Below are 12,844 nucleotides of genomic sequence, written 5' to 3'. Positions count from 1 at the left end.
AAAATTGCACATAAAAAAGATGCCATTCCACCCTACTTGAAGGGTGAAATGCCATCCGGATATCATCGAAATTTATCTTTTGAAAATGGAGACCCCTGTCCATTTACAACTTCGCTGCCATCGTCGGTGACAGTGTAATGTCTATCGTCTTTCTGAACGGTGTCATGAAGTTGACCAGCACAACCTTGCACCTGTCTGGTAACCTCGCCTCGCGTACGGTTGCTGCCAGATGGCCCATCTCGCCTCCGGCCAGCTCGACCCAGTCCTCTCCACAGGAATAGCGAAGCGTTCCGCCCTTCCACAGATAATGACCTCCATCCGTCTCCAGCAGTTCGCCGGAAGACAGCTCTCCCTCATCTCCGAATACGAAGGACAACTGCATCATGATCTCCTCTGGCTCGGTGCCTGACAGTTCCAGCTTCCACCCCTTCTCTGTCTGTATAACCTCCGCCTGCGTACGGAATGTCTGTTCATGGGTAAGTTCTCGGTTCTGATGAGGTAACACATACCATGGGCTAGTGGAAGTTTTCACAGTTTCGGGCAGCTGATTTGCAGGAATAGGAGCATAATAGCCTTTCTTCTGCTCACCCCTCAGACGATATCCTGTGGGCAATCGGTCCATCTTCTGCATTGGCAAATAGCCGGGATTGAAGTAGGAGGCCAGCTGCACGGCCAGCAGACGCACCGAGCCATGACGAAGAGCGAAAAAGGACGGCACTTCCGTCATTATGGTTATGCTTGTAGCATGATCCCTTATACGAGCAACAGGCGCACCAAAGTCCGTATGCATCCGGCTATGAGAAATATGCCCATAATGTCCTGCTGACACCATTTGTTGTAAATAACCCTCACGCGAAAAGTGTTCATTCAACATGATCTCATACTGCTTAGGCAGTTCATCTTCCACCTCATATATCTTCTGCAGCTCCGGTTCCAGCAATAACCGAATGAGCGAATTGACCGAACAGACGCCAGGGTCTGTTAGTGAATCGCCTGCCCATTTCGCCATGTTGGCCAAGAGCGGATCATGGTCAATCCGGGCAAGAATGGCATATGGCAGGTAATAAGGGGACAAGTCATGCAAACTGCCCAGATCCTGACGACCCGAGTAATCCGTAACAATCTCACCTGTCGGATGTACCAGATACACCATCATGCGCAGATTAAGTCTGACGGGCTCAAGCAGCTCAGGACGATTCAACAAGCGAGCCGCATGGATCAGCATAATATCGCTAACTGCGTTATAGATTCCGTTGCTGCGTTCTGTCCATTCCCCATCTGGAGTTATATCCATTCCTTCCGCCAGCCACTGCTCTGCACGCTTCACTGTCTCTTCCAGGTCAAACAGCTGATGCAGGAAACCAAGAGCCGCGCATAGCACCCAGCGATGGTTCGGCGTATGGCAACCTCCTGTAAGCATGACAGGTACAGTTCGTTCCAAAAACAACCGCATGTTTTCCAGCACAGGCTGGAGCTTCTCCCATTCCTGCTGTTGAAGCAGCTGGTACAACTGAGCATACCCCACAACGACAAATGCCGTGTCTGGCGGTGAATGATAGTTGGTCCATCCCGGAGATATGGAGCCATCTTCATGCTGGTTACGGAGCACAAACTCCGTTGCCAGTAGAAGGCGATGTAACAGCTCTTCATTCCGATAATAGATTGAATCAGGGTTAGCAAGCGCTGCCCCCCAGTAACACATATCCGTAGGGGTTCCGGTCGTATGATTAACCCAGGCGATACCTGTGTAGGGATCGATTGTTCCACCGTAGTATCGGCTATTTGGATCAAGCACCTGCCGGGACAAGCCTCTCTCCACCGCCTTGTCATTGCTATCCACCAGTTGCTTGTACATGTGCCATTCCCTCCAAACTGAGTAGTTGCGCGTGGCTGGGCTGGATTGCCAAAGAAACAGCCGCAGTGCAATCATCCAGCGCGCGGTCTGTTTCCAACATCATCGTCCCTCCCTTGCCGTATCCATCTTCTTCATAAGCAGTTCGTGACTCTCGTGAATTTCATCCGGTGTACAAGCTGATTTCAGTTCATAGACCTTGACCCTTGCCCGGCGGATCATGGGGAGGTATGCATCATAGAAATGCATATCTTGACTGTGCACATAAGGGCACCAGTGATCCGAAAGGCCAAGCGTCTCATGAATATGAACGCCTACGATATCATCCATCAGCCCTTGCATCTCACCAACGCTGTCGTAGAGCCCCAGGCGATCCATCATGATGGCATGCCCGGTATCATACCAGATGCCAACCGGAGCCCCTTGTAGAGCCTCAATAATTGTCTTGGCTTCTGCCAGCGTAGGAATCTGCTGTGGTCTGGAGCGGGTTTCGATGCCGAACCGGACATGGAGGCCTTTGGCTGCTGCCTGATTGCAGACTTCATCCAGGCTGCGAATGATCTGTTGGACGTAACCTGTGCTCAGTGCCTGCCGCCGTTCAACAAATTCCTCCCATTTGCTGCGATACTTAGCTGAATCCTTCCCCTCGTCGTGATACAGCTGTGCAAGCTCCTTGCTGACACTCTCCGGGATAGGTACCTCTCCCGGGTGTACAACAACAGCCTCAGCACCGTAACGATGGGCATATTCTGCGGAACCGACAAGCAGCTGAATGGCCTTTTGACGTTTCGTTTCGTCCTGGAATCCGAGCAGTACCGAGTCTGTACCGTAATCCGGGTCCGGCACATGGGGAAATGTGTTATGCACACTGGAAACACCAATCTCCCCGCGCTCAATCATAGGCTCAATAGATGTCAGCATTTCCTTCGTCACGTTGTAGTTAAGTTCAACACGGCGGAAACCAAGCTCGCGAATTTCCTGGATCATGGACTCACCTACCTGATGACGCTTAATGTTCCAGCATGTGGAGAACGAATACTCACCCTTGTCATTTTGCTGCATACAAGCTCACTCTTCCTTTCTGTTGCAACCTTTCCCACATATGATGGATATGGCTTCAATCAACCTTTTACAGCTCCAAGCATGGCACCACTAACGAAATATTTCTGCAGCCAAGGATAGACCAGCAGGATGGGAACGGTAGCAAATATAACGGTGGCAGCCTTCAGACTTTCTGGCGTAAGCGGTGCGCGGTTTGCACCCTCCATCTGTGTCAGTTCACTCACCATGTTGTTCTGTACCATTTGGAACAGCTTAAGCTGCAGCGGATACAGCTGTGGATCGTTAATGTACATCAGGGAATCCTGGAATCCGTTCCAGCGTCCCACCGCATAGAAGAGAGACAAGGTGGCCATCACTGGCAGCGAGAGCGGAAGAATGATTTTCAACAACGTATGAAGATGTGAGCTTCCATCGATCTCAGCCGACTCCTCCAGACTTTCCGGGATGCCATTGAAGAAGGAGATCAGGATAATCAGGTTAAACGGACTGACCAAGCCCGGCAGTATTAATGCCCAGACCGAATTTAGCAAATGCAGATCACGAATCAGCAAGTATTCCGGAATGATCCCGCCACTGAAGAACATCGTAATGATGATGACGTACATGAAGAGCTTGCGGCCCTTCATTTTTTTCTTGGTCAACGGGTATGCTGCAGCGATAGTAAACAGCATGCATAAAACCGTTGTCGCAATCGTTAGAAGCGCAGTGTAACCAAGTGAATAGAGCATGGAATGGTCAGAGAACACCTTGACGTATGCATCCCAATTAAACTCCTTCGGAAACAGCCTCACTTCTCCTGATGTTATCGCTCGGTTGGAGCTAAACGATATGGCAATCGTGTGCAGAAAAGGAGCCAGACAGAACACGACAAACAGGGTTACAAAGGAGATATTAACGATATCAAAAATCCGATTTGAGGTGCGGTCACTCATATGCGCACAACTCCTCTACTGATGGTCTAGAAAATAACAGGCCTCGCGTACGTTCTTTTCCTCTACAAAATCCCTTCACCAGTTACCTTTTTCGAAATGTAGTTGGAGCCCAGCACGAAAATAAGACCCACGACGGCCTGGAACAGTCCGACTACCGTTGCCAGTGTATACTGCCCGGATTCCAAACCCATCCGGTATACGAAGGTGCTTAGAACATCTGAATATTCACGCACCGCTGTGTTCCCGATAATGTAAGGACGATCGAATCCAATCGTGACCATGTGCCCCAGATTCAGAATAAGCAGGGTTACAATGGTCGGCTTGATGCTCGGCAGTGTAATATGCCATATCTTTTTGAGACGTGTTGCTCCATCGATCTCAGCCGCTTCAAACAACTCCTTGTTCACACCCGTCAGTGCAGCCAGATACAGGATGGTTCCCCACCCGGCACTCTGCCAGACACCAGTAAACAGGTAGGTTACAAGCCACGGATTCTTCTCCGTTAGAAATGGGATGGGGTTCAGCCCCATACTCTCAAGCACACCGTTTACCATACCTGATTGGTTGCCAAACAGCTGGTATACAATCCCCCCGATAATCACCCATGAAATGAAGTGAGGGATATACAGGATGGTCTGCGACAGCTTTTTGAACCATTTAAACCGAATTTCATAGAGCATAATTGCCAGGATAATTGGAGCAGGGAAAGATACAATCAGATCCAAAAAGTTGAGCATAAAGGTATTTCGCAGCGTGGTGTAGAAGTCCCGCATCCCAAATACCTCGCGGAAGGCATCAAAGCCAATCCACTCGCTGCCGCCAATACCCTGAAACAGGTTAAAATCCTTAAATGCGATCTGTACGCCATACATTGGTCCATAACGGAAAATTACGAAGTAAATAAGGGGCAGGGAAATCAACGCGTATAATTGCCAATACCTCTTCAAGTAGGGGGTCATGTCTGTCTCCTCCAATCCGTGAAGATAAACTGTGCCGCCTCAGGTGACGGCACAGGTCACTTCAAAGTTTATCCGCTCTCTCCAGTAAGCTCTGTACCACTTGCGAGGATCATTTTTCTTATTTGGCAGCAAGCTCCTGAACAGCCTGTTCAAGTTCTTTCTTCAGTGCTTCGCCGCCGAGTGACATGTAATCATTCATTTCCCGTTCGTATACCGCTTCGAATTCTTCCGGTTTCGCCATTGCTGTTTTCACGATAATGACATTGAGCTTATCTTTGAGTGCCGTGCCGTACTTCATTTCTGCTTCAATTGGCTTGTCGAAGATAATAGGTCCTACCGTGTCCGTATTGGCAATATCAATGGACTGCTTCAACATCTCTTGATTGTTCTGCGGGAATCCCAAGACCCAAGCTTTTTCATTCATGGCCTGGTCACCTACATTTTTGCCGTTCGAAATGATGGCCATATCCCCTGCATTGAAAAGACGATCCTTGGCTTCCTGCGTAGCATCCTCTTTGACAACGGGAAGTCCATCAACCAGTTCATAGTTCTCACCTTCAACCCCATTGAGGATATCCGACAGGTTATTGTCTGAAGCCATCCAGTCCAAATATTTAATGGCTTCCACAGCGCGTTTGCTGCTTTTAGGAATCATAATGTACATACCGTTGGAGCCGTAACGAGATTTAATATGTTTGTTGTCTACATTCGCATTGGTATAAGCATCGACTGGAACCAGGTTGCTTCCCTCTACATTTTTGCGCAGATTGTCCAGTGTTCCATCCGCGTAGAAGATGGCATCCACATCTTCAGACCAGTAGCCGATGTTACCGTTCTGCACGTCCTTGGCCAGTTGGGTTTTATCTTCATCCAGACTGAAGTCTTTGCTGATTAAGCCCTCGTTGTACAGCTTGTTCATGAACTTCATGGCATCCTTGAAACCCTCATGCAGTGGCAGCTCAAAACGCTGAGCGTATGTCAGATCACCACTAACCGGCTTGATAAAGGAGTAAATCAATGTTTCAAATTGAGCTGGAGCCAGCGCCATTCCCATTGGAATGTTTTTGCTGCCAAGCTGGCCAGGGTCCTTCTCTTTAAATGCCTTCAAAGTGGTATACAGCTCATCGGTGGTTGTAGGCAATGGTAATCCCAGTTTATCCAGCCAGTCCTTACGAATGTACGAGCTGTATCGTCCTGTAATCGCACGTTTACCCGGTATAGCGAACTGCTGGCCTTCCAGCTGTCCAAACTTTAATGTATCCTCGCCCAGGAACTTCTTCAGGTTCGGTCCATACTGATCCAGCAGTTCACCGACATCGGTCAACCCGCCCTGCTGGGCATAGCGGTAGAACACACTTGAGTCATATACAAAAACAATATCGGGAACATCGGTATTGCTGGCCATGAGAACATTCAGCTTTGTCACTTCTTCCGAACGCTGAATTGGTACGAATTGAACATCAATGTTATTCGGGTCACCGAATTTTTCCTGCACCAGCTTTGATAAGTAGTTGTTCGTAATGGTGTAAGGTGAAGGACTGTTACCGCGATCAAACACTTCCACTTTCAAGGTGACACGCTCGCCATTACCTGACGCATTGCCATCTGCTCCGCCTTGTTCTGATGCGGATGAACAGCCAGCTAGCAAGGAAACACCCATTACCATCGTAAGCGCAAGTCCTACCCATTTCTTTAGACTCCCTTTGGTTGCTTTTCCTGTCATTTGTGTCATCTCCTTTGCCCTTGTGTGAATGGTTAAATCCTGCCCAGAGTATTCCACATCATTCCTGACATTGGCAACAAACTCGTTTCGTAAACGCTTACATAAGGAGAATGGTTTATCCCAGCGACGATTTTCGTACACTGACCATTTTCATTGGTTCCTTGCCCCATGTATTCCATCCATGCTGACAGTGTTGTTACCGCCCAACCGACCTGCTTTCAAAACACGATAAACCATTTTCATACACTGCCTATATTCGCATGAGACAATAAACCGGAATCATGTGAGTCCGTCACACGATAACCTGCCCCCTCTGTCTGTAGAATCGTTATGTTCCAACAGCAATAGGGCGAATTCATACATGATGCTCTCCTGACGGAGAGCGCCTGCACGAATTCCGCCCTGTACATGTTCTGCTGTAGTCAGCCGCTGAACTCTTTCCCTTCGCCCGCGGGATGCTCACGCTTCGAACGGCGATAATCACCTGGTGTAATCCCTGTTACCCGTTTGAACACACGTCCAAGGGTAATTCCGTTGGCATACCCAACTTTCAGAGCAATGTCCTGCAACGAAAGATCGGTATGGACCAGAAGTCGTTCGACTTCCTTCATCCGCAGCTCGGTCAGGAAATCCACAAACTTCATGTTAAACTCTGTTTTGAATAAATAACTTGCATGCTTGCCCGAAACCTGGAATCGATCACTCAGATGCTTCAGCGAAAGATCCGGATTCGCAAACTGCTCTTCGATGTATGTTTTCATCTCATTGACCAGTGCTCTGTAACTCTTGGTTTCGGTCACCGATACATAAGTTCGGAACAGTTCGGTCAGATCATCAAACAGCATGGATTTAACATCCTCAAGCGTCTTCGCTTCCTTCATCGATTTTAACCACTGATTCAAGTTCTCTTCGGATAATTTCTCCTGCAGCTCCTCTGACATCATGGCCACTTCGCGGCGAAGCATCTGCAGCATGGCCTCTAGAAGAGAGAGAATATCTTCATCGGGCAGCATGTTATGCTCAAAGGCAGTAAAAATCTCCTCAAGCAGGTCACGCCACTGGCCGCTCGACATTCGGAATCGCTTCACAAAATCGGCGATCATCTGCAAGTAGGTGTAGGTTTCCAGCAGCTGCTGAGAGGTTTCACCAGCCCCGGCCAGAACCACATCTCCATTCATCAGGAGCTTGCGCTGCATTACGGCTTCTGCTGCTGTATATGAGTCGTGGATCGCTCCTACGCCCCTGGCAATCGGCCCGATTCCGAAGCTAAGCGAGATACGGAGATTCTGTTCCACCCAAGTCCTGAACTCTTCTGCAACTGCACAGATTCGGTCAGTCATATCTTCACTTGGTTCCAGGGACTGGAACAGGATCGCAATCCGGTCCGCACTCACCCACTCCATCCAGCATTGCATTCCTGTGTTACGAGTGAGCTCCTGCAAGACGTTCATCAGAGCGAATTTTAGCGTGTTCTGCTCACCTCGCGTATATCGTTCCTGGAACCCCTTCTCATATCGATTGATTTCTCCCAGTACAACCGTGAAGTGTGATGACTGATCCGTATCCGTTAACGGTGATAGCTCCTTTAATCGTTCCGTGACACGATCCAGATTGTCACCTTGCAATAGATCGTTGAATAGCTTGCTCCGCTGCAGCAGCGCATTTTCCCTGCTTTTCTCGTCATAATCCATCATGTGATTAATCAGATTTTCCAGCACGCCGTCAATCAGCTTCATTTCGTCCACACTTGACCCTGATTGCTCCGATGCTCTGATTTGATGGGCCTCAATTCGGTTCATGATTATCTGAATAGGCTTATAATTGCGGCGAGTGATATAGACAATATAAATGATGGCACAGACAACAGTCAGGGCTGCAATAAACACCCATACATAAGAAATGACCGATACCCAGCCAAAGAGATTGCCTGCCTTAATACCACTATGGAGCGTCCAACCAAGCCTTTCGAGGTGAAGGGTATTTAACGGTTGTCTCCCATGAGCGCCTTCACTGTCTGAGTGGGCATTATATACAACCTGACCCTTCTGATCCGTAACCGTCATGAAGGAAAGTTGTCCATTCACCATGCTGTCAATGCTCTGTTCAATACTGCTCATCTTGATGTTAATGACCAATACACCATCGGTACCAAAGGGTAACGGCATGTCTTTATTAACCGTGAGCACCCGGATTGGGGTACGCTGAACCGACTCCACATCATATACGCGGACGGGCTGCCACCCGGGAGCAAGGGAACCAGACATGATCTGTTCAATCCAGTATTGATCTGCAAAACCTTCTATTTCTCGTGCTCCGCTTGAAGTTAAAGCGCTATCATTATTTTTGTCATATAAATAAATCGATTGAATCCATGAAGAGGAATTCGTCAGTTCACGCAAACTCTGCGCAATGGTATAGACGGTTTCCTTGCTTGCCTGACCTGGATTGTTGAAGTAGAGCTTATACGCCAGCTCACTCTGTACGGCCTCCGTCACCGACAGTTCAATATCACGAATAGTACGATCGAGGTTATCTACCAGATAACTGGCGGATATACCGTCCGCTTTTCTCGTTTCTTCTCTGGAGATATCGTTAATGAACACAAAAGCAATAAAAATGAGTATGGTCACGGTAAGAAAAAAAATAGGGAAATACGAAAAGAGTAACCGATAATACCAAGTACGGGACAATAGACCCCACTCCTCACTCCACTAAGCTATGTACATCAGCTGTGGTTCTCCTATTTATCACATTTTCATTCATTCTTGCTCTGGTTGTGGCGTAATTGGGTAACTCCAAATAAGTTCGATAGATGCAATTTGATGTTATTATAGCACAAGCTTCAGAGCAGCCAAGCAGGGAATTATAGCATCAATCAGTTCATATATAATTTAGATAAAAAACAAAAAACCGTGCTGAGCAGTTAACTACTCAAACACGGATCAGCAAATTTCCATGAACACTTCAGATTCCCGAATCTTTAAACAATGTCGCCATGGAGCCTCCATCCACAATAATGCGAACGGCTCTTGCCAGCATTGGCGCAACAGGCAGCACTTTGAAGCACTCCGGATGGTCATCAGGCAGCGCAATGGAATCTGTGACAACCACTTCGGCTATGGATGGATGATTAAGCTTGGTTAGCGCATTACCCGAGAATAGACCGTGTGTCGCACACACATACACATTTTTGGACCCGCGTTCCTTCAACCCTTCCACCACATTCAAAATCGTCGTCCCTGTATCAATTAGATCCTCAATAATGATGGGCGTGCGTCCTTCCACATCTCCAATCACATGTGTAATGATGGATTCATTGTGGCTCGGCCGCTTTTTGATCATAATGGCAAAAGGTGAGTCCAACCGATTGGCCAGCTTCTCCGCCATGGATGCCCGTCCTGCATCCGGGGATACGACCACCGGATTTTCAATGCCTTTGCTGAGCAGGTACTCGCTTATCAGATCAAGCGATGTCATATGATCGACAGGAATGTTGAAGAAGCCCTGGATCGCTGCTGCATGCAAATCAATCGTCACTACCCGGTTTGCACCGGCTGTCGTCAGGACATCTGCCACCATCTTAGCCGAGATCGGCTCACGTGGTGCAGACTTGCGCTCCTGACGGGCATATCCGTAATAGGGAACGATAATGTTCACTGTGCGGGCAGAAGCCCGTTTGGCTGCATCAATCATCACGAGCAGTTCAACGAACAGCTCGTTAATCGGATGAGACAGTGACTGGACCAGAAACACATCACAGTTACGGATGGTTTCTTCGTAATGAACGTATATTTCTCCGCTCTTGAACCGGGACAGCTTAATTTTGCCCAACTGTACACCCAGCTTGTCACATACCTGTTCTGCCAGCTTGGGGTTCGATGAACCGGAAAAAATACGTAACGAATGTTGCATAATGCCCCTCCCGAGGGTTAGATTCCCTATATAATCCCTTATTGAACAAGGTTATTTCCCAACCTCATTATACCCCACTGCCTTATACATTTAAAGGAACGAAAGAGCGGCGGCGGCCTTCAAAAACAGCCACCTCCGTACAACCCAGCTCATGTAGAAGCTGCTCGGCTTCAGGCAAATGTTCACCCAGTTTAAGTGGGTCGTGGGCATCAGAACCAAGGGTGAGCGGGATACCCAGCTTAATGGCTTCTGTTAACATCCGGCGACTAGGGAACATCTCAGCACAAGGCTTCGACAATCCCGACGCATTAAGCTCCATAGCACAGCCACTCTGCGCAATGGCTTGCAGAGCAGCATTCTCCAGTGCAATACGCTCTTCCGTCTGCTCCGGTGAAGGATTGAAGCCAAAACGCTTAATAACGTCAGTGTGCCCCATAATATCGTACATACCTGTAGCAGCTGCTTTACTTACCGCATCATAATACTGACGGTATACTTCTAAAATATCTTTGCCTTCCCAGTGATGGGTCTGACGGAAGTCGGTAATATCCCATTCCCCAAGGAAATGAACCGAACCGATGATGTAATCCCAAGGATAACGTTCAATGATTGACCGGATTTCGGACTCCCATCCTTCGATGTAATCCCCTTCAAGGCCAACACGCACCTCGATCTGTCCGCGGTACCGCTCTTTCAGCGAGAAGCATTCTTCCACATAGCGAGGCAGCTCCTCCATGGGCATTGCCATTTCGGGATAATAACTCGCTGGATCTACATGCAGCAAAGGCATGTGATCAGACAGTCCAATCTGGGACAGTCCAATCTCCACGCCTCGCTGTACATAAGCCTCAAGCTTGCCGACAGCATGACCGCAGCGCTCATGGTGAGTGTGATAATCAATGCGCATTAGAGCACCCCCTAATCGCGGCGTGGCCGTTCATGACGGCGGCTCAGCTCAGCCATAATGTCGTCCAGCGGCAGTTTGCGCTCTTGCAATAGAACGAGCAGGTGATACATCAGGTCACTGACCTCAAGTCGAAGCTCGTCATTATCTTTATTTTTGGCGGCGATGATCGTTTCGGACGCTTCTTCACCGATTTTTTTCAATATTTTATCAACGCCCTTATCAAACAGATACGTGGTATATGCACCTACCGGACGTTCCACTTCACGTTTAGCAATGACGGATTCAAGTTCAGCAAGTACGTCAAAGCGGCCTTCGGCTCTTGATTCCGAAGAGTCTGCGTTTGTCTCATTTCCGGATTGTTCTGTCGATTTCTGAGGCAGTCCCACAATTTCATTATGGAAACAGGTCACTTCACCGGTATGGCAAGCAGGGCCGTTTGGTTTAACCTCTACCAGCAGCGTATCCCCATCACAATCGTACTTCAGTGAGGTAATCGTCTGTACATTCCCGGACGTAGCGCCTTTGTGCCACAGCTCTTGGCGTGAACGTGACCAGAACCAGGTTTCTCCCGATTCCAGCGACAACTTCAATGATTCCCGGTTCATATATGCCATCATTAATACTTGGCGTGTCTCGGCATCCTGCACGATCGCAGGGACCAGACCATCACTCCAGCGGATATGCTCTACAACCTGCTCCAGGGATAAGCGCTCCCTGATCTCGTTACTTACATTACTCACGGATCTCCACCCCTTGTTCTCTCAAATGTTGTTTTAACGCCGGTACAGCGATCTCTTTATAATGAAATATCGTTGCAGCAAGTCCTGCATCTGCTTTGCCTGCAGTAAACACGTCGTAGAAATGAGATTCCTTACCCGCACCACCTGAAGCAATGACAGGAATTCGTACTGATTCGGATACAGCAGCAGTCAGCTTCAGGTCGAATCCATCTTTGGTTCCATCCGCATCCATGCTGGTTAGCAGAATTTCGCCGGCTCCCAGTTCCTCAGCCTGTTTCACCCATTCGAGCGCCTTGATTCCTGAAGGTTTCCGTCCCCCGTGAGTGTAGACCTCCCACTCTCCCCAGGCTTCATTGTACTTGGCGTCTACGGCCACTACAATACATTGGGAACCGAAGCGGCGAGCACCGTCGGCAATCAGCTGGGGATTCAGTACAGCAGCTGTGTTGACTGCGATTTTGTCTGCACCCGCACGCAGGATGCGCTTCATGTCTTCAACTTTGGAGATGCCACCACCAACAGTAAAGGGGATGGCGATTTCGCCAGCGGTCTGCCTTACCACTTCTTCCATCGTTTCACGACCTTCGACGGAAGCGGAAATATCGAGAAATACCAGTTCGTCTGCACCTTCACGGTCATACAGTGCCGCCAGCTCGACCGGATCACCCGCATCGCGGAGATTCACGAAGTTAACGCCTTTGACAACCCGGCCGTCCTTAACATCCAGACAGGGGATAATTCTTTTTGCCAGCATACT

General features: G+C 48.7%; 10 protein-coding genes. All 10 read right to left on the bottom strand.

Annotated features, from left to right (window positions below; all coding sequences use genetic code 11):
* Positions 1-103 precede the first annotated feature (103 nt).
* Positions 104-1,855 carry a hypothetical protein gene (locus tag AC3WQ3_RS21310; RefSeq protein WP_492473447.1) on the bottom strand — a complete coding sequence of 584 codons (1,752 nt, stop codon included), beginning with the start codon at positions 1,853-1,855 and terminating at the stop codon, positions 104-106.
* Positions 1,856-1,954: 99 nt separating this feature from the next.
* On the bottom strand, positions 1,955-2,914 hold the full coding sequence (locus tag AC3WQ3_RS21305) for a sugar phosphate isomerase/epimerase family protein (protein ID WP_492473446.1): 960 nt from the start codon (positions 2,912-2,914) through the stop codon (positions 1,955-1,957).
* 59 nt (positions 2,915-2,973) lie between these two features.
* A complete protein-coding gene (locus AC3WQ3_RS21300) occupies positions 2,974-3,846 on the bottom strand; it encodes a carbohydrate ABC transporter permease (RefSeq protein ID WP_336784247.1) in 873 nt (290 codons plus the stop codon).
* 62 nt (positions 3,847-3,908) lie between these two features.
* Positions 3,909-4,805 (bottom strand): ABC transporter permease, encoded by an 897-nt coding sequence (locus AC3WQ3_RS21295; protein ID WP_095292991.1) that lies wholly within the window; start codon positions 4,803-4,805, stop codon positions 3,909-3,911.
* Positions 4,806-4,923: 118 nt separating this feature from the next.
* Positions 4,924-6,528 (bottom strand): extracellular solute-binding protein, encoded by a 1,605-nt coding sequence (locus tag AC3WQ3_RS21290; RefSeq protein ID WP_492473445.1) that lies wholly within the window; start codon positions 6,526-6,528, stop codon positions 4,924-4,926.
* Between the two features lie 422 nt (positions 6,529-6,950).
* Positions 6,951-9,218, bottom strand: a complete 2,268-nt coding sequence (locus AC3WQ3_RS21285) for a helix-turn-helix domain-containing protein (protein WP_492473444.1) — start codon at positions 9,216-9,218, stop codon at positions 6,951-6,953.
* A gap of 274 nt (positions 9,219-9,492) precedes the next feature.
* Positions 9,493-10,440 carry a ribose-phosphate diphosphokinase gene (locus tag AC3WQ3_RS21280; RefSeq protein WP_154896761.1) on the bottom strand — a complete coding sequence of 316 codons (948 nt, stop codon included), beginning with the start codon at positions 10,438-10,440 and terminating at the stop codon, positions 9,493-9,495.
* Positions 10,441-10,522: 82 nt separating this feature from the next.
* Positions 10,523-11,347, bottom strand: coding sequence for a histidinol-phosphatase HisJ (gene hisJ / locus AC3WQ3_RS21275; protein WP_492473443.1), 825 nt, complete (start codon positions 11,345-11,347; stop codon positions 10,523-10,525).
* Positions 11,348-11,358: 11 nt separating this feature from the next.
* A complete protein-coding gene (gene hisIE / locus AC3WQ3_RS21270; protein WP_492473442.1) occupies positions 11,359-12,087 on the bottom strand; it encodes a bifunctional phosphoribosyl-AMP cyclohydrolase/phosphoribosyl-ATP diphosphatase HisIE in 729 nt (242 codons plus the stop codon).
* Positions 12,080-12,841 carry an imidazole glycerol phosphate synthase subunit HisF gene (gene hisF / locus AC3WQ3_RS21265; protein ID WP_095362053.1) on the bottom strand — a complete coding sequence of 254 codons (762 nt, stop codon included), beginning with the start codon at positions 12,839-12,841 and terminating at the stop codon, positions 12,080-12,082. Before hisF ends, hisIE begins: the two co-directional genes overlap by 8 nt.
* Between the last annotated feature and the right edge of the window lie 3 nt (positions 12,842-12,844).

The organism is Paenibacillus sp. FW104-T2 (assembly GCF_058789975.1).
This window is presented reverse-complemented; position numbering and strand designations above follow the sequence as displayed.